Origin of the sequence: Mesorhizobium sp. BAC0120 (assembly GCF_033542235.1) — a bacterium.
In the GTDB taxonomy this organism is placed as follows: domain Bacteria; phylum Pseudomonadota; class Alphaproteobacteria; order Rhizobiales; family Rhizobiaceae; genus JAWRCU01.
On the sequence record NZ_JAWRCU010000009.1, the window covers coordinates 80284 to 102930 of the forward strand.

Genomic DNA, 22647 nt, shown 5'->3' on the forward strand with positions numbered 1-22647 from the left:
GGCACCCCTTCAAGCGGTCAATTGTTGAGGGGCAGGATCAAATCGTTTGAGTTCCCAGGGGAAAGGCTCAGCCCCGCCAATCGACGGCGGGGCTGCGCTTGTTGAGCATCTTGCCTCAGCAATTGCCGGCCGACTGATCCGTGGAGCAGCCCTTTGTCTTGCCCTGTGCTCCGGGAGCAGCACCTTCCGGCTTCATGCTGTGCTCGGCGCCCCCCTGTGCGCCATTGCGCTTGCCGCCGGAGATCGCGCCGGTCGTTTCCTCGGACGGGCTTTGCTGGAGCTTGCGTGGGCCCTTGCCAGGGGCGCTCTGAGCCTCACGGGGCCCTTGCCCCTCCGCCTGACTCTGGTCGGCAGCCGCACCCTTGTTGCTCTTCTCAAGGTTCTGCGCGCCCTGGTTCCCTTCAGCGGGTTGCTTCTTCAGCTTCTTCTGAGCCGATTTGGCAGCCCCGTTCTCCTCAGTGGTGCCCTGAGCTTGGCCACCCTGATCCGATTTGGCGGCGGGAGCCTGACCTGACTGGGTTTCGCCAGCGCCTTGCTCGATCTTGCGCTTGGTCTTGGACTGCTCCTGTCTGGCCTGCCCCTGCTCCTCGGCCGTGCCGTTCGACTTGGCCGACCCGGACTGCTCCTGACCGGTTGCGCCCTTTGCGGTCTTGTTCTGCCCTTCGAGCTTCTTGGTGCTTGCCGTGGCGCCGTTCTCCTCTCCGGTCGCGCCCTTTGCGGCCTTGTTTTGCTCTTCGAGCTTTTTGGTGCTCGCCGTGGCGTTGTTCTCCTGACCGGTTGCGCCCTTGGCGGACTTGTTCTGCTCTTCGATCTTCTTGTTGGTCAACGCGCCGCCGTTCTCCTCACCGGTCGTGCCCTTTGCGGACTTTTCCTGGTTGGTCGCCTGACCCGGGGCCGTGGCGTTTGGCTGCTCCGTGCCGGCCTGATTGCCGGTGGTCGCGTTGCCGCCGGCCCGCTGGCCACCGGTCGCCTGGCCGGTACCGGAGGGTTGCTCGTTAGGCAATTTCTGCTGGCCGCGTTGTATGCTGCCCGTCGTCTCGATGTTCTGGCCGACAGTCGGAGCCTTCACCTGTTTCGGCTCAACGGCCTTGGTTGGCGCCACATCATTGCTCGGCTTGGCGAGCTGGCCCTCGAAGGCAACGACTGTACCCTGACGGGCTGCCTGCCGCGCCTGGATGGGGTCGTTCACGACCTGGACTTTGGTCGTCTTCACCTCTTGCCCACTCTCCTGCCGGATGAAATCGACGTCGATCACGTTGTTCACGACGACGTTGTTCTGCACCTCGACAGGGCCAACCACCTGGGTCTCTTCGTATGGGGTTTCGTCACGAATGATCACGGTCGCGAGGTCCGGTTTCAGGAATTCGCGCGCCCGCACGAAATGCCAGTAGCCGCGTGGCGGCTCTTGCGACGAGATCTGTGTGGTTACAGCAAAGCCTTCGCCTTCCGGCGGAAGCGGGGCCCATCCAACCGTGTCATGGCCGCGTCGCCAGCTGACCCAGGCCGGAGCCCAGGTCGTTCCGGGAACCCAGAACCAGCCGATGTCCGGATCATAGCCCCACCGGCCATAGTGATAGACTGCCCAGGCAAATGGCTCGTCCGACACGAATGTCCAACCAAAGCGGTCTGTATGCGCCCAGTGTCCATGGGTATAAGGCGCCCAATCGCTGGACACGTTGCTCGGCACCCAGACATAGCGGTATGTCGGGTGCTTGACCCATTCTCCCTGATCGCTCAGCGTATCAAAGAAGACGTTGATGGAGACGTTCTTTTCCTGCGCCTGCACGGCAGCAGCGCCGAGCGGCAAATTTCCTGGTTGAGCGACCGGAAGCGACAGAAGCGCCGCCGCGGCGACGCCTGTTAGCAGATTTCTCAAGGCCATCTTCGGCTCTCCTTCGACTACGATCCCTCAAGATCGGAACGATGGCTGATCGCATTGGTTCCGGCTTGCTGGATGCTGGCTGACCGGATTTTTCTCGCTATGGTGGCATTGCCTGGAGGAGAGATCGGATCCCCGGACCGGACGGCTCAAGCGGGCTTCCCTGCAGCCCGTGGGCGCCTATCTTAGGCCTGAGCTCAGGAGGAGGTCTTATGAACGCTGCAACTTCGTCGCGCCCGCTTGCGGGCAAGGTTGCGCTCGTCACAGGCGCATCGTCCGGCATCGGAGAGGCGACCGCCGCGGCGCTCGCAGTCGCGGGCGCCAACGTGGCAGCTGTGGCGCGCCGCCGCGACCGCCTCGAAGCACTCGCCGGGAAGTTCGAAGAAGCCGGCGGCGCTGTCCTGCAACTTGTTGTCGATGTCACGGAGCCGGCCGAAATCGATCGCATCGTCGAGAAGACCGTGAGCGAGTGGGGCCGCCTGGATATCCTCGTGAACAATGCAGGCGTCATGTTGCTGTCGCCGCTTGCCGAGGCCCGCCGTGAGGACCTCCGGCATATGGTCGAGCTCAACCTGACAGCGTTGATGGATCTCACCCGGGTAGCGCTGCCGCATCTCAGGAAAAGCCAGGGTCATATCGTCAATATCGCCTCCGTCGCCGGCCGCGTCGCAAATGCCGGCGCATCAGGCTATGCGGCGACGAAGTTCGGCGTAGTCGCGTTTTCGGAAGCCGTGCGGCGCGAGGTCTATTCCGACAAGGTGCGCGTGACGGTGATCGAGCCCGGCCTGGTTCTCACCGAGCTCGGCGACCACATCACCAATCCTGCCATGAAAGCAGGCTTGGAGCAGCGCAAGACGGCGATGGAGGGGATGCTCTCCGAGGATATCGCGGCCGCCGTGCTTTATGCGGTGACGCAGCCGCCGCGCGTGAGCGTCAACGAGATACTCATCCGCCCGACTGATCAGGAGCGCTGACTCCGCAAAAGCAGCCGACATTGACTATGCCTCCGGGCGCGCATAATATGTAACCAAATGGATACGCATTATGCAGGCTGCTGAACAGGAGCGCTCCGTCTTCCGGGCGATCGCCGATCCCACTCGCAGAGCGATCCTGGATCGGTTGCGGCGAGGGCCGGCGCCGGTCAACGAGCTCGCATCGGAATTCTCGCAAAGCCGGCCTGCGATCTCAAAGCATCTTCGAATTTTGCGCGAGGCGCGGGTCGTCTCAGAGGAGCGTTCCGGCCGCGAGCGGCTCTATCGTCTGGAACCGGAGCAACTGAGGGAGATTGCCGACTGGATCCTCCCTTACCGCGCCTTCTGGCAGGTGAGCCTAGGGAATCTGAAAACCTATCTGGAGAGCGAGAAATGAGCGACGGCCAGCCCCGCGCCATAGCCGATGTCTCGGCTGGACTGATCCTTGCCACGGTGACGATCGCAGCTAGCCCCGAGCGCGTGTTCCACGCGCTCACCGATCCGACGGAGCTGCCGCGCTGGTGGGGTTCCGACGAGCTCTATCGCACGACGAACCATGTCGCGGATGTCCGGCCCGGCGGTAAGTGGCGCTCCGAAGGCAAGGGCTCCGATGGCGAGCCATTCGCCGTCGAGGGCGAGTATCTCGAGATCGATCCGCCGCGCAGATTGGTGATGACATGGAAGCCGGGCTGGGACGAGGGAAGTGTCACCACCGTCACCTATCTGCTCGAGCCGACCGCGAACGGAACCAAGCTGACGCTTCGCCACGAAGGCTTCGGCGAAACGGCATCGTCCTGCTCCAATCATGCGACCGGCTGGCCGCTTGTGTTCGAGTGGCTGCGCGCCTATCTCGAGCCTCAAGCTGCCCTGCAAGTTTTTTTCTGCCGCCTGAAACCGCCGCGCCCCGATTTCGCAACAACGTTGACGGAGAAGGAGGCGGCCGCGATGAAGGCGCATGGCGAGTATCTGAAGGGCCTCCTCAGCGGCGGCACCGCCGTGCTGTTCGGCCCGGTTGCCGACCCCGCCGGCATCTGGGGCCTCGGGATTTTCAAGGCCTCGGACGAAGGCAAGATGCGTGCGATCAGCGAAGCCGATCCGGCCATCAAAGCAGGCATCGGGCTACGCTATGAGATACTGCCGATGATCGCGGCTGTGATGTAGGGCCTTGCACCGGGCGACCTCTGGTCGGCCCCTGACCCTAGGCCAAAAAAAAGTGCCCCTGGGCGAAAAAAGTGCGCCCTCGGAATCCTTGCGAACTCCGGGGGCGCCTTATCCATGGCTTTCCAGTTGGATTTCTCCAGCGAATTGCCTTGGATGCGAACCAACGCCCCATCCGCGATCCGGTTCCAAGGCGAAGCAAAAAAATTAGCCAGCTTCTGTCCTCTCAGTCGGCTTTTGAACCTGCCTCTGAAACAAAAAGCTCCACCAGCCCCAACGAAAAGGGCGGCATCGCTGCCGCCCTTCGTGTGATGGTCTCGGACAGGCTGGACTTAGAAGTCCATGCCACCCATGCCGCCCATGCCGCCGCCCGGCATAGCCGGAGCCGCTTCCTTCTTCGGAGCCTCGGCGATCATGGCCTCGGTGGTCACCAGCAGGCCGGCGACCGACGCAGCGTCCTGGAGCGCGGTGCGCACGACCTTGACCGGGTCGACGATGCCCATGGTGATCATGTCGCCATACTCGCCGGTCTGGGCGTTGTAGCCGAAGGTCGCGCCCTTGTTCTCGAGGATCTTGCCCGCAACGATCGAAGCCTCTGCGCCGGCATTAGCAGCGATCTGGCGAGCCGGGGCCTGGATGGCGCGCTTCACGATGGCGATGCCCGCATCCTGGTCCGCATTGACGCCCTTGGCCTTGATCGCCTGGGTGGCGCGCAGCAGTGCGACGCCGCCGCCGGCGACAATGCCTTCCTCGACGGCCGCGCGGGTCGCGTTGAGGGCGTCATCGACGCGGTCCTTCTTCTCCTTGACCTCGACCTCGGTCGCGCCGCCGACGCGGATCACCGCGACGCCGCCAGCGAGCTTGGCAAGACGCTCCTGCAGCTTCTCACGATCGTAGTCCGAGGTGGTCTCCTCGATCTGCTGCTTGATCTGGGCGACGCGGCCCTGGATCTCGGCCTTCTTGCCGGCGCCGTCGACGATCGTGGTGTTCTCCTTCTCGATGCGCACCTTCTTGGCGCGGCCGAGCATGGCGAGCGTCACGTTCTCGAGCTTGATGCCGAGGTCTTCCGAGATCACCTGACCGCCGGTCAGGATCGCGATGTCCTCGAGCATGGCCTTGCGGCGATCACCGAAGCCCGGAGCCTTGACGGCAGCGATCTTCAGGCCGCCGCGCAGCTTGTTCACGACGAGTGTGGCAAGCGCCTCGCCCTCGACGTCCTCGGCGACGATCAGCAGCGGCTTGCCGGACTGAACGACGGCCTCGAGAACCGGCAGCATCGACTGCAGGTTGGAGAGCTTCTTCTCGTGGAGCAGGATGTAGGCGTCCTCGAGCTCCGCGATCATCTTGTCGGGGTTGGTGATGAAGTACGGCGACAGATAGCCGCGGTCGAACTGCATGCCTTCGACGACCTCGAGCTCGGTCTCGGCGGTCTTGGCCTCTTCGACCGTGATCACGCCCTCGTTGCCGACCTTCTGCATCGCCTCGGCGATCATGCCGCCGATCGACTCTTCGCCGTTGGCCGAGATCGTGCCGACCTGCGCGACCTCTTCCGAGGTCTTGATCTTCTTCGCTTTCTTGACGAGGTCGGCGACCACGTCTGCCACGGCGAGATCGATGCCGCGCTTGAGGTCCATCGGGTTCATGCCGGCGGCAACCGCCTTGGCGCCTTCCTGCACGATCGACTGAGCGAGCACGGTCGCGGTCGTGGTGCCGTCGCCGGCCACGTCATTGGTCTTCGAGGCAACCTCGCGGACCATCTGCGCACCCATGTTCTCGAACTTGTCGGAAAGCTCGATTTCCTTGGCGACGGTGACGCCGTCCTTGGTGATGCGCGGCGCGCCGAACGACTTGTCGATGACGACGTTGCGGCCCTTGGGGCCGAGGGTGACCTTCACCGCGTCGGCGAGGATGTTGACGCCGTTGAGCATGCGCTCGCGAGCATCGCGGGAGAATCTTACGTCTTTAGCAGCCATGTTGCTTCAGCTCCTGGGTTACCAGAAAATCAGATTGGATGGTGAAGTGAGGGCGATCAGCCGATGATGCCCATGATGTCGGATTCCTTCATGATCAGAAGGTCCTCGCCATTGAGCTTCACCTCGGTGCCCGACCACTTGCCGAAGAGCACGCGGTCGCCGGTCTTGACGTCCAGCGGAACGAGCTTGCCGGCCTCGTCGCGAGCGCCCGAGCCGACAGCGATGATCTCACCTTCCTGCGGCTTCTCCTTGGCCGTATCCGGGATGATGATGCCGCCTTTGGTCTTTTCCTCGGATTCGACCCGGCGGACGACCACGCGGTCATGAAGCGGGCGGAACTTCGTCTTTGCCATATTGCTTTCCTCGGTGGGATGATATTGAAGATGTCCTCCGTCCGGACAGCCGGACCTTGTTAGCACTCATCGGGGGAGAGTGCTAACGTGCCGCGCAAATAGTCGCTAGCTTTCACGCTGTCAAGGCGACGCGGACCGCATTGCTCACAATAGCCGCCCCCAAGGTTAATCTTGGCCTTGACCGCGGGGTGGGGATGGCCTGGACGAGAGTGGATTGCGACGACTGGCGACCTGCGGAGATCGGCTCGGGTTGGCCGATCGGCTCTGAAAGGAACACGGCTTTGGCCGGCGGCAGGGCGCGATGAAGAACTACGACCTCGCTGTTGTGGGCGCCGGCATCGTCGGAATGGGCGCCGCGCTTGCCGCGGCCCGCAAGGGCAGGAGGGTCGCAGTCATCGAGCGCGACGCGAGCTGTGTCGGCGCGTCGATTCGCAACTTCGGTTTCATCACCGTGTCCGGACAGCGCAGAGGCACCCACTGGCAGCGAGCAAAGCGAAGCCGCGACGTCTGGGCAGAGATCGCGCCGAAGGCCGGCATCGAAATCGTCCATAGTGGGACGACAATCCTGGCGCGGCGCGCGGAGGCAGTTGCCGTAGCCGACGCATTCCTGCGCACCGAAATGGGCGAGGGCTGCCGTCTTCTCTCGGCGAATGAAGCGGGCGAGCTAGCCCCAATTCTGCGGCGTGCGAGGGGAGCGGAGATCCTTTACAGCCCGCACGAACTGCGCGTGGAGTCGCATACGGCGATCGGCAAGCTCGCTAAATGGCTTCAGTCGGAGATGAAGGTCGACTTCTACTGGTCGACTGCCGTACATGAGATCGCCTTGCCGTGGATCCTCACCAGCCGCGCCGAGATTAACGCCGATACCTGCATCGTTTGTCCCGGACATGACCTTTCGACGCTTTATGCAGAGCGGCTGGGCAAGGCTCAACTCGAGATCTGCACGCTCCAGATGCTGAGGGTCACGGCGTCCTCGCCGCCCCCGCTCCACGCGGCGGTAATGTCGGATCTGAGCCTCGGCCGATATGACGGCTTCGCCGAGCTGCCCGAGGCCGCACCCTTGAAGGCAAGGCTCGCACGGGAGGAAACGGAGGCGCTGGCGGCCGGCGTTCATCTCATCGTCGTGCGCTCCGGCGACGGCTCGCTGGTCGTCGGCGACAGTCATATCTATGGCGACGCACCAAAGCCCTTCGCGTCCGACCGCTACGACATGCTGATTCTCGCCGAAATGGAGAAGGTGCTCGATATTTCTGGCTGGTCGGTCAGCGAACGTTGGACTGGTAGCTACGCTTCGTCGAAAACGGATGTGGTCTTCACCGATGCGCCGGAGGAGCATGTGCGTATCGTCTTGGTGACCGGCGGGACGGGTGCCTCGACGGGCTTCGCGCTCGGTGAGGAAGTCGTCGGCAGTCTGGGACTGTGAGAAATGCGGGCTAGGTTCAAGGCTGTGGTTTTTGACTGGGCCGGCACAATGATCGATTTCGGCTCATTCGCGCCGATGGGCGTCTTCGTCAGGACCTTCAGGGAATTCGGAGTGGACGTCACGATCGCCGAGGCGCGTGGCCCGATGGGCCTGCCGAAATGGCACCATATACGGGCGATGCTCGACGAACCGCGGATCGCCGCCGAATGGGCGAAAGTGCATGGCGCAGAGCCGACGGACCGCGATGCCGACGCAATCTATGAGGTGTTCGTGCCCATGAATGAAGAGGTCGTAGCGGACTATGCCACGCTCGTGCCTGGAGCGCTCGATACCGTGCTGGCGCTCCGCGCGAGAGGGCTGAAGATCGGCTCGACCACCGGCTACACGCGCTCGATCATGGAACGGGTGATGCCGCTGGCAGCGGCGCAAGGTTATCGGCCGGACTGCGTGATCTGCGCGGACGACATGCGACGCGGCCGGCCGTCGCCGATGAATATGTACCAGTGCTTCATCGAACTCGACGTCTGGCCGGCCTCGGCTGTCATCAAGGTCGACGACACGGAGCCCGGCATTGCCGAAGGCGTCGCTGCCGGTTGTCTGACTGTCGGTGTCGCACTTTCGGGAAATGCCGTCGGCAAGACGCCGGAACAGCTCTCGGCGCTTTCACCGGCTGACCTTGCCCGGTTGCGCAAGGGCGCGACAGCGAGGCTGAAGACCGCCGGCGCCGACCATGTCATCGACACGGTCGCCGATCTGCCGGATCTCCTGGAGCGACTCGAACAAGCTTAAGACGGTCTGCTTTCAGGCCCAGACATCTCTGCGGGCTGCGACAATTGCGCATTGCACCTATGCGCGGGCTGCAATTGAATAGTGAGCACGCTTATAATATATCTCGCTCATGACTTCTGAAGGCACCGATAGGCTCGGGTTTCTAATCCACGACGCCCAGCGCCTGATGCGCAAGCGCTTCGAGGCGCGTGCTGCAGATTATGGCTTGTCGTCTGCGCAGTGGCGGCTCTTGGCCAGGCTGGTCAAGGACGAGGGTGCGCCGCAAGCTCGGCTCGCGGAATTTCTCGAAATCGAGCCGATCAGCGTTTCCCGCCTGCTCGACCGCATGGAGGCGGGGGGGTGGATCACCCGGCGGCAGGACGCGAACGACCGCCGCATCCGTATGATCTTCCCGACCGACAAGAGCCGGGCGGCTTTCGCGGCCGTGAAGGGCATTGCCGGGGAAGTTTACGAAGAGGCGCTGACCGGGCTTTCCGGCGAGGAGCGCCGCGCTCTGGTCCATGGGTTGGTGCGGATAGTCGAAAACCTTTCGGTCGGCGAGATGCCGTCCATCGAACATACGAAAGTCAAAGGGGCTGTATCATGAACGCAGTGGCCAAAGTTGAACAGGAGACCGCCGAGGCAGCGCCGACGCCTCTTCCGGTGACGGCGGTTCAGGCGGTCGAGCCACGGCCAATCGCACCGCGGCCCAAGCGCAGGCGTTGGCTGCGCCTGGTTCTGATGGTGTCTGTCCCGCTGCTGCTGGCCGCCGGCGGCGGCTATTTCTGGGTGACCGGGGGCCGCTATCAGCAGACCGACAACGCCAATGTCCGTCAGTCCAAGGTCACGATCGCATCGGATACGTCCGGGCGCGTCGTCGACGTGAATATCGCCGAGAACGTGCCGGTGAAGAGGGGCGAGGTGCTCTTCAACATCGATCCGGAGCCTTACAAGATTGCCTTGGCGCAGGCGGATGCTTCGCTAGCAGCCGCCCGCCTGGGAGTCGAGCAGCTGCGCGCCGCCTACAGCCAGGCCGTGGCGCAGGAGCGCATGGCCGCCAACGAAGTCGATTACCTGAAGACACAGCTCAAGCGACAGACCGAGCTTGACGCAAAGGGCGTCAATACGAAATCCGCGCTCGACGAGGCGACACATAATCTCGCCAAGGCTGAGGACGAGCATGCGGCCGCGCTGCAGGCCGTCGCCGCCGCCCGCGCGGCGATCGGCGGCGACCCGGACATCCCGACCGACAAGCATCCTTCGGTCCTCGCCGCGCTTGCGGCGCGCGACAACGCCGCCTGGAACCTCTCCCAGACGACCGTGCGCGCCCCGGCTGACGGCGTGATCTCGCAGTCGACCGCCTTCAAGGCAGGCCAATATGTGACGGCCGGCACGCCGCTCTTCAGCCTGGTCGAGACGGGCGAGACCTGGCTCGAAGCGAACTTCAAGGAGACGCAGCTCACCAAGATGAAGCCGGGCCAGGAGGCGGAGGTGGTGGTCGATACCTATCCCGGCCATACCTTCCGCGCCGTGGTGGAAAGCATCGGCGCCGGCACCGGCGCTGAATTCTCGCTGCTGCCGGCGCAAAACGCCACGGGCAACTGGGTGAAGGTCACACAACGCATTCCCGTGCGGCTGAAGGTTCAGGACCCCGACGCGGCCTTTGCCTTGCGCACCGGCATGAGTGCGGACGTCTCCGTCGACACGGGCCATAGCCGCGGCTTCGCGAGCCTGTTCGGAACGGCCCACGCCGCGCAGTAGCAGGTCTCTCCGGGCAGTCCTCTTGCGGATTAGACCGAAAGGCGCAGCGGAACAAAAGGATAGAGCGGCGTTGCGCCGCTCTATCTCACAGGAACAAGGCAATGAGTCAGGCCGAACCCTTCAAGGAAGTCCCACATCGCGGGCTGATCACGCTTTCGCTCATGCTGGCGACCATCATGCAGGCGCTCGACACGACGATCGCCAACGTCGCGCTGCCGAACATGACGGGCGACCTTGGCGCATCCCAGGATACGATCACCTGGGTGCTGACCTCATACATCGTCGCTGCCGCGATCATGACTCCGATGACCGGCTGGCTTTCCGACCGCATCGGCCGTCGCGAGCTGTTCCTCGTTACAGTGATCGGCTTCACCATCGCATCGATGCTTTGCGGAATGGCCTGGGATCTGAATTCCGCCGTCGCATTCCGCCTCCTGCAGGGCATGTTCGGCGCGGCCCTCGTGCCGCTTTCGCAAACCGTGCTGTTGGACATCAATCCCAAGGAGAAGCACGGCCAGGCCATGGCTATGTGGGGTGCCGGCATTATGGTCGGCCCCATCGCCGGCCCGGTGCTCGGCGGCTGGCTCACCGACACCTTCAATTGGCGCTACACTTTTTTCGTCAACCTGCCGGTCGGCATTCTGGCCTTCCTCATCGCTGCCGCTTATTTGCCACGTGTTCCCAAGCGGCTGCGAGGCTTCGACTTTTTCGGCTTCCTGATGCTCTCGATCGCAGTCGGGGCGTTGCAGCTGATGCTCGATCGCGGCGAGCAGATCGACTGGTTTGCATCACCCGAGATCTGGATCGAGCTTGGCCTGGCGATCGCGGGCCTTTGGGTCTTCATCGTCCATCTGCTCACGGGCAAGAACACCTTCATCGACCCGAAGATCTTCCTCGACCGCAATTTCGCGACGGGGCTCCTCTTCATCTTCGTAATCGGCATCATCCTGTTCTCGGGCCTGGCGCTGCTGCCGCCCATGCTTTCGAACCTCTTCAATCATCCGACGGTCACGACGGGCATCGTGATGGCGCCGCGGGGTGTCGGAACGATGATCTCGATGCTCCTGGTCGGAAGGCTGGTGCGTATTGTCGATGCGCGGATTTTGGTCATTGCCGGTCTGCTCCTCACCGCATCCTCGCTCTACGACATGACGGGCTTCTCGCCGCAGATGGATGATTACCTGATCGTCACCAGCGGCGTCATCCAGGGCCTTGGGCTCGGTCTCGTCTTCGTGCCTCTGTCGACGATCGCTTTCGCAACACTGGAGCCGCGGTTCCGCGCCGATGCGGCCAGTCTGTTCAGCCTGGTACGCAACATCGGCTCGGGTATCGGCATCTCGATCGTCACGGTGGTGCTGACGCAAAGCGCACAGATCAATCACACCGAAGTCGGGGCGGCGATCAACCCGTTCAATCCGAACCTCTGGGCGGTGTCGCCGTCGGCGGCCTCGGGCAACCTCACCGCGCTCGCGCAGCTCGATCAGCTCGTGAACCAGCAGGCGATGATGATTTCCTACGTCAACGACTTCTGGCTGATGATGCTGGTGACGCTTCTGGCAATCCCGCTGGCCCTCATGCTGCGCAAGCCGAAGACGATGCCGATGGCAGGCAGCGCTCCCGCCGTTCACGCCGACTGAGCGGCGGTCGAAGTCTCAGCCGACGATCCTGAGATTGGACAGCTCGTCGGCGATTTCCTTGAACTTTTCGGCGAGATTGCTGCCAGTCGCGTTCCAGAACAGCTTGGCGGGCTTGCCCGCCGCATCCTTTCGGAAGCGCGAGTCGGACGCGCATTTCGTCAGCGCCTGGATGGCCTTGTTCTCGCTTGAGTTGCTGGTCGAGAGGTCGAGCGAGACGGTCATGACCAGCACATTGGCGGCCTTCGCGTTGGCGCACACCTTCGCCAGATGGTCGTCCAGAGCGGCGGTGTAGTTGCTGTTCGTATAGTTGAATTGTCCTGCACTCGTGCCGAGCAGGAGCCGACCGACGCTGCCTCCATTATAGCCGGGCTGCAAATAGCCATAGGCCGCATAAGTGGACTTGTTGCCGGCAGGGTCGGAGGAGGGGACCGAATAGGTGTTCGCGCCGTCGGTCAGCACGATGACCACCTTGTCATTGCCCTTCTCATTGTCCGGCCGTCCCTCCGTGAAAGGCTCGCCATGGGAAACAGTCCGCCAGCCCCAGGCGAGGCCTTCCGGAACGTTGGTGTTACCGTTCGGCTTCATGCGGTCGATCGCGGCAGTGAGGGCAGTGAGCCCTTCGGGGGTGGTTACGTCGGTGAGCGGCGTGATGGGCTCCGTTGTGCAGCTGTAGTTCGGACCGGCTCCCGCAGGCAGAACCGGCGCGTCGATCGGCCTCGGCATGAAATACTTGGCCATGTTCGTCTCGCGCGTCCGGCCGGTCGTGCTGGATGGGTCGTCGTTCCACCAGCTATTCGCAGCCCCATACTTCACCGGATTGGCTTCCTTGGGATCCTGCGTCACCTTCCAATGGTTGCCGGGTTCATCGGGCGCGAACATCGGCACGAACATGCTGGCGGGATCGCCAAAGCCGATGCCGGTGTTGTTGGAGCCGCCGGAAGCGGGGGCGTCGTTCACATTGTAGGGATAGGGCCGGGCTTCCACGCAGCCCTGCCAGCTCGCGAATGGCCCGTATGTGTCGATGTAGTCGTACTCGTCGTGCCTGCTCGTGCAGACATGCTTTTTGTCGTACTCGTCGCAAACAGTGCGTTTGCTGCCGGCCACGCGCTCATGGCTGGTGACGACCTTCATGTCCTGGTAGAGCGCGAACCGCGTGAGGGTCTCGCCCTCTTGACCGCCCCAGCCGCTCCCCTTCTTGTACCAGATGCCGCCGATTTTCTCGGCGCGCTTGTTCGGGTCACTGAGCGTCGTCCAATCGAAATTCTCGTGGTGAATGGGAGAAAGGCCATCGATATCGATCCAGGACGCTCCGGCATTCTGTGGGCCGACATTCACGGATGCCGCGAATGGAACGAGCGAGAACTGGACCGGCTTGTTCACTTGCTTGATGAGCTTTGCTTGATCCGCCAAGGTGCTGACGAGCTGCTTGGCGGCCGCCTTGAGGAGCTCGATGCGTTTCTGGCCGGCCGCGGAGTAGTTGTCCATTGACCCGGAATTGTCGAGGACCAGCGCGACTTCGAGCGTATTCTTCAAACGGATTTCGCTCTTGGTAGTGAAATTGATGTCAGCGTCCGCCACGCCTTCCGTCTGGCCGATGAGTGTGGCAAAGGCTGGAAAGAAGAGGGGCTTGTAGTTGAGCCGGGCGGCCAGTTTCAGCGTGCCGCCGCCGTTCTGCTTGGTCGGCAGCGTGACGGTAAGCGCGGTGTCCGCGGGCTTCACATGCGAAAGGTTCGCCTCGAAGAACTTCTTGGCATAGGCCTTGAGCTCGTCGTCGGACGCACCCGTCACGACTTGCCGGGCCGTCGCAATTCCGGCCGCGTCGAGCGCATTCGCGACCGCCTGCTTCTGCCGGTTCATCTCCGAATAGTCGACAGCCATGGCGACGGCGCCCATCAACGGCACCATCGCGACCGCCGTCATCAGGGCATAGTTGCCCCGACGGTCCGCCAAAAATTTGCGCATCGCTTTCGCGACCCCAAGCCGGCATTTTCCAGAATGAAGAATTGCAGAAAGCTTTGAACGAGCCGTGAGGGAAACTTTTCGAATTTTCCCCCGCTCGTTCACAATCGAGTAACCCAGCGCTATCTGCTGGGCGACTTGCCAGCGGCCCTTGACCCGCTACTTTTGGTCGCTGCGCGCAACAGATGCGAACCGTTTGACTTTCCCGAGAGGGTGGCGCATGGACGCGACGGGCTGCAAAAATTCCGCCCAACCCCATCGACAGAGACAGGAACCATGAACCCCGACGGTCGAAGTTCGACTTTCAGAATAAGGCTCTGCGCCGGGGGTTGACGCATCGGCTCCGGCGCGAAAAGCGCATGAAGGAGCAAGCGATGCTGCGTCTTTTCGTCCGAAGCAACGATCATCTCGAGGTTGCCGCCTGCGATCTCGCCGGCATTCCGGCACGGCCCGAGGGTGCGGCGTGGTATGACCTCCTGAAGCCCACTCCGGAAGAAGAGCGCTTCGTCGGAGAAAGCCTGGGCATCGACATTCCCACGCGTGAGGAGATGCAGGACATCGAGCCGTCGGCCCGCCTCTACAAGGAAGCCGGCGCCGAGTTCATGACCATAACGGCGATGACCAGGCTCGACACGGACGAGCCGGTGAAGACCCCGGTAACCTTCGTGCTGAGGGACAATATCCTCATCACGGTGCGCTATGCCGATCCTAAGCCTTTCAAGCTCTACGCCATGCGCGCGGCCAAGCCTGGCGGCATCATCCTCGCCGGAGGCGAGGCTGTGATGATCGGTCTTCTCGAAGCCTTCATCGACCGCCTGGCCCACGTGCTGGAGAACGCCAGCGATGAGATCGACGTGATCTCGCACGAGGTTTTCCGCACGCGCGCCGGCGAAAAGCAAAGGCCGCAGGATCTCCAGTCGGTGATCGAGAGCATCGGACGCAAGGGCGAGCTCTTGACGATGGCCCGTGAAAGCCTGCTCAGCATCATCCGGCTGACCAGCTTCCATCAGGTCGGAGGCGAGGGCAAGAAGGCGACGGCTGCGTTCCGGCAGGAAGTGAAGACGCTGCAGCGTGACGCCACGGCGCTTGCCGACCACGCTGCCTATCTGTCGAGCAAGGTGAACTTCCTGCTCGACGCAACGCTCGGGCTCATCAATCTCGAGCAGAACCAGATCATCAAGATCTTCACAGTGGCTTCGGTCGCCTTCCTGCCGCCTACGCTGGTCGCCTCGATCTACGGCATGAACTTCAACAGCATGCCGGAGCTGCACTGGGACTTCGGCTATCCCTTGGCAATCATGATCATGATCTTCTCGGCAATCCTGCCATTCGCCTATTTCAAGCGGCGCGGCTGGCTCTGAGTGGCGGCAGATGAAATGACAAAGGCCCGATAGAGCGGCGTGCGTTCAGGTTGGATCGCCACGCCGCTCTATCTCTTTGTTTATGCATCGGATTTATCCGAAAACCGCTTCACACTTTTCGGTCCGATGCTCTAGAGAGCAGGCCTTTGCTTATCTCGGACGTCAGTTTGCGGGTCAGCCGACGATGCGCAGGTTCGAAAGCTCGCTGGCGATATCCTTGAACGTATCGGAGAGATTGCCTCCGGTCGTGTTCCAATAGAGCTTGACCGGGTTGCCGCTCGAATCCTTGCGGAAGCGGGAATCCGAAGCGCAGGCCTTCAGCGCGTTGATAGCTTTGTTCTCCGAGGTCACGCTGGTCCTGAGGTCCAGCGACACGGTCATGACGATGATGCCGGCCGCCTTGGCATTGTTGCACAGCGTCGCGAACTGCTGGTCCATCGCCTTGGTGTAGTTCGTGCTGGAATAATCGGCCGTATTGACCGATGTGCCCTGAAAGATGCGCGACGTGGAGTAGCCCAGGGTTTTAAGGCCGGCATAGCCCAGGGCTGCGTAGGTGGACCTATTATTGGCACCAGAGGAGTCATTGACGGCAGAGTAAGTATTGGCGCCGTCCGTCACTACGATGACGACTTTGTCGTTGCCCTTCTCTGTTTCTGGCCTGCCTTCGCTGAAGGGTGGCCCATGCGAGAGGACGCGCCATCCCCAGGCCATTCCTTCCGGGACGTTGGTATTGCCGGTAGGTGTCATTGCGTCGATGGAGTTCTTGATTGCGGTTTTACCCGCCACAGTGCTGACGTCCGTCAGAGGCGTGATTGGGCTCGTGGTGCAGCCCAAATTTGGGCCCTCGTCCATTCCAGCTGGCGTTGTCCTGTAGGGGGCGACGAATCCACCCGACCCGATGTCGAAATATTTTCCAGGGTACTGCTGCTTGGCTAAAGGGGTGCCGGTAGGGAGTACATCGTCCCAATAATATTTTGTTCCATTATATGTGAATAGGTACCAGTTGTTATTGGCGCCGCTGGTCTCATCCGGTGCAAACATTGGTACGAATAGGGTCGCGGGATTAGAGGCAGTCGGGGCCGTATCGTCGATGTTGTACGGATAGGGCCTTGCCTCCACGCATCCATACCATTTCGTGTATTTATCCTTCGTGGTTTGCAAGTTGTTCGTATAATACTTCATGGACTCAAAAATGGAAAAGCGAGTTACGGTTTGATTCTTCTCAGAAGAACTCCAGCTCTTTCCCGTCTTTTGGTAAACTCCATTAACCAAGGTTACTTCATAACCGCTTGGCATGCTCTTCCAGTTAAAATTCTCATGATGGACCGGTGAAAGACCGTTCAAGTCCAGCCAAGTAGCCTTGTCATCGTAGTACTTAGGTCCGACATTGACCGACGCCGAAAATGGCACGAGGCCGAATTGCACTGGCTTGTTGATCTGCTTCATCAGCGCGGCCTGGCCGGCGATCGTGTCGACAAGCTGTTTGGAGGCATCCTTGAGAAGGTCGATACGCTTCTGGCCGGAGCCGGTACCCTTGTCGTTCATCGATCCCGAATTGTCGAGGACCAGCGCCACTTCGAGCGTGTTCTTCAGCCGGACCTCGGAACATGCCGAAAAGTCCTGGTCGGTAGGGCCGGCTCGGCCGATCAGCTTGGCGAATGTCGGGAAGAAGAACGGCTTGTAGACAAGCGAGGCGCAGAGCTTGAGCGTGCCTCCGCCCGTATTGTTCTGCGGCAGCAGGACAGAGAGCGTGGCGTTGGCCCGATCGACCGAATTGAGATTGGCCTCGAAGAATTTCCTGGCATAGGCCTTGGCTTCGTCGTCGGTGACGCCTTCGATGATGCGGTGCGCGGTGGCGGTACCGGCCGCGTCGAGCGCATTCAGTGTCTGCTGCCGCTGCTTGGACATTTCCGTGTAGTCGACCGCAAGCGCAAGCGCGCCCATGATCGGCACGATTGCGATTGCCGTCATGAGCGAGAAATTGCCGCTGTCGTTGCGGAAAAACCTGCGGAACATGCCTTGGGCCCCCTGCAAACCCGGTTCGCAGCGGCCAAATTCGCACAAACCCGTGAATCACCCGTTTTCTCGGAAGATTAAAAGACTCTAATGCACTTCAAGCCCGGTTAACTATCGCTTCGGCCCAGGATCACTGCCTGCATGCCACTCATTCTGCTTCAGCCGGATCAGCTCCGGGCGAGCCGGCCGGGACGGTTGCCGGCCTCAGGCTTCAGCAGCTTCGGCCCGCCGAAGCGTGGCCCGGACATCAGGTCGATGCCGAGGTCGAGGAGGGCCACTGCGTCCTCGTCGGTCGCGACCTTGGTGGCGATGATCGCCAGCTTGGCGGCACTCGCCTGCTCGACGATCATCATTGCAGGCGTAAGCTTGCGGCGCTGGCGCTCGCGATCGAGCAACCTGTCGACGGATAGCTTCAGATACGCCGCTTCACCATAGCTCGGCTGGTCAGGCCCATCCGCTTCGTTCCAGCCTTCGACGGCGAACCCGACTCCCGTCGCCGCCAGGAGATCGAGTGCCTGCCGATGCCGGCTGGACCGATCGGAGAGATGAGCTGGCACCGACAACACGCACAATTGTGCAACGTTCGGATCTGACTGCAGCAGGTCGATCGCGCCGCCCAGTTCATCACGGTGGGACAGCAGCGCCTCGGATATGGCGACATGCAGCGGCAGGCTCACAGCACCAGGCCGTTTGCGGCCCGCCTGCAGCGCTGCAGTGAGCAGGATGCGCTCGAACGCCGCCGCCCTTGCCTGCTGGGATTGCTTGGCGGGCCGGCCGAGCTCAATGCGTTCCCCGCCTTCGAGTGGCAAGCTCGCATAGACATCGAACCCTATCGCTGCGCCGCCCGACACCGAGACGATCGGCTGCAGCGCTATTTCGAATTTGCCGGCGTCGATCGCTTTTTTGTAAGCGGCGGCGACCGAGTTCCCACCTGGATCGGACGACGCCTGCGGAACCGGTTCCTGCGACATGCCGCGGGTGCCCCGTACGGATGGATGAGGCACCACGTTGCCGGCATTTTCCACGCGTCTCCTGTCGCCGGCGTCGGGCGTTCCGACGCGTTCGGAGAGTTTGTCCATCTCCTGCATCACCCGGTCGGCCATGTCACCGAGAGTGGCCGCGTCCTTGTCGGTCCGCTCGGAAACATCCCGCAGCGCCATGTCGATCGAGCGGGCAAGAAGGTGGACGTCGGCTCTCAGTCTTGAAAGATGCATGGTGGCCCGCAGCGCCACTGCCGCCGCGACGAGCGCAATGACAAGCGCGAGTAGCGTGACGATTGGCTCCATGTCGGGAAGATAGCCGCCAACGGGCGATCGCGAAATGAGATATGTCGCCGCGCATAGCAGAGCGGCGCCGACGCCGGCGATAGCCAGTCGAAGCATCGAGCAGTCCCCTGGTGGGCGGAATTCGCGGCTTCGAACAAGACAAGCGCCGCCCCTTCGCGATATTGTTTCGCATAGAGGGCGGTTGCAGTTAAGCGAAAGCTGGTGACAGGGTGAACGGCTTCGGTTAATGGCCGGGCTCCTTTGCGTCCGCTCGCGGGCCGCCGTTGCAACCAGGAAATCGCAGGACAGGGAATGGCCGAGCTGCCGCCGATCATCCGCGCGTTGGAAGACATTGCGCCGCGTTACCAGGCAATCCTGTGCGACGTCTGGGGCGTCGTTCATAACGGGGAACGGTCGTTTCCGGCTGCCAGTTCGGCACTGGCGCTCGCGCGAGAGCAGGGGATTGCCGTGGTGCTGATCACCAACGCGCCGCGGCCGAGTGCGGATGTGATCGCGCAACTGAAGTTGCTCGGCGTCCCCGATGCCGCATATGATGCGATCGTCACCTCCGGCGATGTGACCCGAGACCTGATCGCAGAAGGCCCGCGCCGGGTCTATCACCTCGGTCCCGAGCGGGACCGAACGATCTATGACGGGCTGGAGGTCGAGCTGGTCGAGGAGTTCGATGCAAGCGGTGTCGTCTGCACCGGGCTGTTCGAGGATGAGGTGGAAACGCCGGAGGACTATGCCGCGACGTTGCGTCGCTTGCGCGCCCGCGACTTGCCCTTCATCTGCGCCAATCCCGACATTGTCGTCGAGCGGGGCGAGCGCCTGATCTGGTGTGCCGGCGCTCTGGCGCGCGACTACGCGCTGCTCGGCGGTCGTACGCTGATTTCGGGAAAGCCGCACCGGCCGATCTACGAGGCTGCGCTGAAGATGGCGGGCAAGGCGCTTGGCCGCGAAGTCGGCGTGAACGACACGCTCGCCATCGGCGATGGCATGCTGACCGACGTGAAGGGCGCCGACGACAACGGTATCGACGTGCTCTATGTCTCGGGCGGCATCCATGCGAAGGAGTATGGCGGGGTCGAAAAGCCGGATCCCAAGCTGCTCGCCGCCTTCCTCGAGGCGCATGGCCGACAACCCGTCGCGATCATCCCGACATTGCGGTAGGAATGCGGCAGGGATGACGACCACGCAATTCCAGCGCGTTTCCGGAGATGCGGCGGTTCCCGCCGAACTCAGGGGCGGCGTGGTCGCGATCGGCAACTTCGACGGCGTGCATCGCGGCCACCAGGCGGTTCTCCAGCGGGCGCTGGAAGAGGCCGCACGCCGTGGTGTACCTGCACTGGTGCTGACTTTCGAGCCGCATCCACGCACGGTATTTCGTCCAGATGTCCCGCTCTTCATCCTGACCCCGCCCGCCGTCAAGGCGCGCCTCCTCGCGAGGCTCGGCTTTGATGCGGTGGTCGAGCAGCCCTTCACTCGCGAATTCGCGGGGCAAAGCGCCGAGGAGTTCGTAACGCGTATTCTCGACCGCAACCTCGGGATCAGCCACGCCGTGACCGGCTTCGACTTTCATTTCGGCAAGAACCGGCAGGGTGGCCCGGCGTTCCTGATGCAATCCGGCGAACGGCACGGCTTTGCTGTCACGCTGGTCGATCCCTTCCGCGACGAGGGCGCAGAGATTGTCTCGTCGAGCCGCATCCGTGTCCTGCTCAGGGAAGGCGATGTGGTGCAGGCCGCCGGCTTGCTCGGCTACCGCTTCACGGTCGAGGAAACGGTCGTGCGCGGCAAGCAGCTTGGCCGAACGCTGGGCTTTCCGACCGCCAACATGAAACTTGCCGACACGACGGAACTGAAGCACGGCATCTATGCGGTGCGGTTGAGGCGTGCGAATGGAACGCTGCACGACGGCGTGGCGAGCTTCGGGCGCCGGCCGACCGTCGACGAGCACGGCGTGACGCTGCTCGAAACCTTCGTGTTCGATTTTTCCGGCGACCTCTATGGGGAGACTTGCGAGGTTTCGTTCTTTGGCTACCTGCGCGGGGAGGAGAGGTTCGACGGGCTCGACGCTCTGACAGCGCAGATGAAGCGGGACGAGGCCGAGGCAAAGGCGCTGCTTTCAGGCGTTCGGCCGTTGTCCGAACTCGACGCGAGGATCGCGTTTTAGGCTGATCTCGCCTTGTGTTTGTAGGTCGTCAAGCGATTTGCAGAACACATTGAGCGCAACAGCCCACGGCAATCTTCCTCACTTAAATCAAATTTTACCGAACTTCGCGACAAGCGCGCCATTTGCTGCCGGCTTCACTCGCCGGCACCAGGGCTTGGGGCTTGATGCGAAATCTCCTTATCCGTCCGGCGTTTGCCGGCGCCTTCATGCTCGTGCTGCCGGCCGCGGCGTCTGCCGAGGGCCGCTGGTTCTCCGGCAACTGGTATCTTGAGGTCGGCGCCACCGGCTTCACCGCGCCGAAATTCGACGGTGACGACAGCTACAAATTCGCCCTATCCCCGATCATCTCGCTCGGCAAGGCCGGCAACGAAGCGCGCTTCTCTTCGCGCAACGACGGCATCTCATTGGGGCTGATCGACACCGGAAACTTTCGCGCCGGCCCGGTCGGCAGGATTGTGCTGTCGCGCGACAGCGGCGATTCGGATGATCTCGAGGGGCTTGACCCCATTGAGGTCGGTGTCGAGGTCGGCGGCTTTGCCGAATTCTACCCGACCGACTGGCTGCGCCTCCGCGGCGAGCTTCGGCGCGGCTTCAATGCGCATGACGGGGTCGTCGGCGATATCAACATCGATGCCTTTAGGGACGTCACGCCGGAAGTGCGCCTTTCGGGCGGCCCGAGACTGTCCTTCGCCTCGGCCGAATATTTCGATGCCTATTACGGCGTCGACGCGGCGGAGGCCACCGCGTCAGGCCTCAGCCCCTACTCGCCGGGCGGCGGATTGAAGTCCTACGGCGTCGGCGGCGCGGTCGACTGGAAGACGACCGAGAAGCTGACGACCAGCCTCTTTGCCGAATATTCACGGCTGACCGGTCCGGCGGCGGACTCCAGCCTCGTGCGCGAGCGCGGCTCGCCGAACCAGTATCTTCTCGGAGTTTCCGCGACCTACCGGTTCGATTTTCAGCTTTGAAGCTGGAGCAGGATGAATTGAAGTAATTCATCCTGCTCCAGCGCCTTGTCTTTGCAGCATGATCTTGTCCGAAACCTCTGCAACTTTTTGCTTCGCTGACCTTCGGTTCGGGATCATGCTCTGGTTCACCGCTTCAGTGCAAAACCGAGCGTCGTCAGTGTCGCGCCCTGGAACAAAAGGTCGATGGCCAGGAATATGCCGAGCACGAAGAGGCTGTTGACCGGCCAGCCGAGCGCGATGATCACGCCGACAAGGGTGGTGACCACGCCGGCGGCGACCATCCAGCCCCAATTTGCTTCGGGCCTGTGCTCGAAGCCGATCCAGATGCGTATCACGCCGGCAGCTACGAGCGCTGCCGCCAGAAGCAGCGTCAGCACCGCGGAGGCGAGGATCGGGTTCATGAAGGCGAAGATGCCCGCCAGGGCGTAGAGAATGCCGCTGAACAGCCACCAGGCGAAGCGGCCCCAGCTTGCCACGCCAAAAGCGTGGATAACCTGGAAAGCGCCGGCGATCAGCATGAGCGCACCGACGTAGAAGACCGACACAACCGTGGCCAGGAACAGGTTCAGCATGGCAAGCAGGCCGGCGATCAGCATCAATATGCCGAGCGCAACGAACCAGCCCCATTTGGATCGCAGTTCAGAGATGACGCCGAGCCCTCTGGGGCGGTCGGCCGGGTGTTCGGATGTGGTTGCCATGGTAACCTCCTCCCATGTGGCTCACCCGGAGCGCCGGAAGAGACCGGGAGCGCCGGATGCATCCGTTGTGGTACCGCAAGTCTACTCTGACTTTGGCCGTTTGGGCACTGCCTTTCGGCAATCTGCGCCCACGCCAGGTTGCAACGGAGCGGCGGCTTTCCTGTTCCGCGTGCCGGATGACATCTTTTCATTGTTCGCCGGCTCGGTTAAAAGCCATTTCGATGAAGATGCTCGCCCTCTTCGCGACCGCGATACGAATTACCGGCCCGGCCTCACGGGCGGTT

19 protein-coding genes are annotated in these 22647 nt (G+C 62.3%); 12 read left to right on the forward strand and 7 right to left on the reverse strand.

The genetic code is table 11. The features are described 5' to 3' along the window. Window positions 1-115: 115 nt before the first annotated feature. Window positions 116-1882, reverse strand: a complete 1767-nt coding sequence (locus tag SAZ10_RS20200) for a DUF6600 domain-containing protein (RefSeq protein WP_318611160.1) — start codon at window positions 1880-1882, stop codon at window positions 116-118. A gap of 209 nt (window positions 1883-2091) precedes the next feature. Here SAZ10_RS20200 and SAZ10_RS20205 point away from each other — a divergent pair, with 209 nt between their 5' ends. The 3 genes from SAZ10_RS20205 (at window position 2092) to SAZ10_RS20215 (ending at window position 4011) form a co-directional block, all read left to right on the forward strand. After that, entirely contained in the window at window positions 2092-2853 is a 762-nt protein-coding gene (locus SAZ10_RS20205; RefSeq protein WP_318611161.1) for an SDR family NAD(P)-dependent oxidoreductase, read from the forward strand. Window positions 2854-2923: 70 nt separating this feature from the next. Beyond that, entirely contained in the window at window positions 2924-3247 is a 324-nt protein-coding gene (locus tag SAZ10_RS20210; RefSeq protein WP_318611162.1) for a metalloregulator ArsR/SmtB family transcription factor, read from the forward strand. Continuing rightward, window positions 3244-4011 (forward strand): SRPBCC domain-containing protein, encoded by a 768-nt coding sequence (locus SAZ10_RS20215; protein WP_318611163.1) that lies wholly within the window; start codon window positions 3244-3246, stop codon window positions 4009-4011. The genes SAZ10_RS20210 and SAZ10_RS20215 overlap by 4 nt, the downstream gene beginning before the upstream one ends. A 329-nt stretch (window positions 4012-4340) precedes the next feature. Here SAZ10_RS20215 and groL read toward each other — a convergent pair whose 3' ends face one another. Together groL and groES are read right to left on the reverse strand one after the other, a co-directional pair. After that, a complete protein-coding gene (gene groL / locus SAZ10_RS20220; RefSeq protein WP_318611164.1) occupies window positions 4341-5981 on the reverse strand; it encodes a chaperonin GroEL in 1641 nt (546 codons plus the stop codon). A 56-nt stretch (window positions 5982-6037) separates the two neighbouring features. Next, window positions 6038-6334, reverse strand: coding sequence for a co-chaperone GroES (groES, locus tag SAZ10_RS20225; RefSeq protein ID WP_318611165.1), 297 nt, complete (start codon window positions 6332-6334; stop codon window positions 6038-6040). Window positions 6335-6635: 301 nt separating this feature from the next. Here groES and SAZ10_RS20230 point away from each other — a divergent pair, with 301 nt between their 5' ends. The 5 genes from SAZ10_RS20230 (at window position 6636) to SAZ10_RS20250 (ending at window position 11923) form a co-directional block, all read left to right on the forward strand. After that, window positions 6636-7757, forward strand: coding sequence for a TIGR03364 family FAD-dependent oxidoreductase (locus SAZ10_RS20230; protein WP_318611166.1), 1122 nt, complete (start codon window positions 6636-6638; stop codon window positions 7755-7757). A 3-nt stretch (window positions 7758-7760) separates the two neighbouring features. Further along, a complete protein-coding gene (phnX, locus tag SAZ10_RS20235) occupies window positions 7761-8546 on the forward strand; it encodes a phosphonoacetaldehyde hydrolase (protein WP_318611167.1) in 786 nt (261 codons plus the stop codon). A gap of 109 nt (window positions 8547-8655) precedes the next feature. Then, complete coding sequence (locus SAZ10_RS20240; RefSeq protein WP_318611168.1) at window positions 8656-9132, forward strand: MarR family transcriptional regulator; 477 nt, start codon at window positions 8656-8658, stop codon at window positions 9130-9132. Continuing rightward, a complete protein-coding gene (locus SAZ10_RS20245; protein ID WP_318611169.1) occupies window positions 9129-10286 on the forward strand; it encodes an HlyD family secretion protein in 1158 nt (385 codons plus the stop codon). The genes SAZ10_RS20240 and SAZ10_RS20245 overlap by 4 nt, the downstream gene beginning before the upstream one ends. Before the next feature lie 101 nt (window positions 10287-10387). Then, entirely contained in the window at window positions 10388-11923 is a 1536-nt protein-coding gene (locus SAZ10_RS20250) for a DHA2 family efflux MFS transporter permease subunit (RefSeq protein WP_318611170.1), read from the forward strand. Between the two features lie 15 nt (window positions 11924-11938). Here SAZ10_RS20250 and SAZ10_RS20255 read toward each other — a convergent pair whose 3' ends face one another. After that, window positions 11939-13885, reverse strand: coding sequence for a pilus assembly protein (locus SAZ10_RS20255; RefSeq protein WP_318611171.1), 1947 nt, complete (start codon window positions 13883-13885; stop codon window positions 11939-11941). 371 nt (window positions 13886-14256) lie between these two features. On the opposite strand from SAZ10_RS20255, the gene SAZ10_RS20260 reads away from it, so the two are divergent. Then, window positions 14257-15243, forward strand: a complete 987-nt coding sequence (locus SAZ10_RS20260) for a magnesium transporter CorA family protein (protein ID WP_318611172.1) — start codon at window positions 14257-14259, stop codon at window positions 15241-15243. Between the two features lie 174 nt (window positions 15244-15417). Here the strand turns inward: SAZ10_RS20260 and SAZ10_RS20265 are convergent, their stop codons facing one another. After that, window positions 15418-17259: a pilus assembly protein TadG-related protein gene (locus tag SAZ10_RS20265; protein ID WP_318611173.1), complete on the reverse strand. Its 1842-nt coding sequence runs from the start codon at window positions 17257-17259 to the stop codon at window positions 15418-15420. Between the two features lie 167 nt (window positions 17260-17426). After that, window positions 17427-18641: an EAL domain-containing protein gene (locus SAZ10_RS20270; RefSeq protein WP_318611174.1), complete on the reverse strand. Its 1215-nt coding sequence runs from the start codon at window positions 18639-18641 to the stop codon at window positions 17427-17429. A gap of 195 nt (window positions 18642-18836) precedes the next feature. On the opposite strand from SAZ10_RS20270, the gene SAZ10_RS20275 reads away from it, so the two are divergent. From SAZ10_RS20275 to SAZ10_RS20285, 3 genes are all read left to right on the forward strand, one after another. Next, window positions 18837-19697 (forward strand): TIGR01459 family HAD-type hydrolase, encoded by an 861-nt coding sequence (locus tag SAZ10_RS20275; RefSeq protein WP_318611175.1) that lies wholly within the window; start codon window positions 18837-18839, stop codon window positions 19695-19697. Between the two features lie 13 nt (window positions 19698-19710). Continuing rightward, window positions 19711-20697: a bifunctional riboflavin kinase/FAD synthetase gene (locus SAZ10_RS20280; protein ID WP_318611176.1), complete on the forward strand. Its 987-nt coding sequence runs from the start codon at window positions 19711-19713 to the stop codon at window positions 20695-20697. A gap of 164 nt (window positions 20698-20861) precedes the next feature. Beyond that, complete coding sequence (locus SAZ10_RS20285; protein WP_318611177.1) at window positions 20862-21665, forward strand: MipA/OmpV family protein; 804 nt, start codon at window positions 20862-20864, stop codon at window positions 21663-21665. Between the two features lie 125 nt (window positions 21666-21790). Here SAZ10_RS20285 and SAZ10_RS20290 read toward each other — a convergent pair whose 3' ends face one another. After that, on the reverse strand, window positions 21791-22363 hold the full coding sequence (locus SAZ10_RS20290; RefSeq protein WP_318611178.1) for an HdeD family acid-resistance protein: 573 nt from the start codon (window positions 22361-22363) through the stop codon (window positions 21791-21793). Between the last annotated feature and the right edge of the window lie 284 nt (window positions 22364-22647).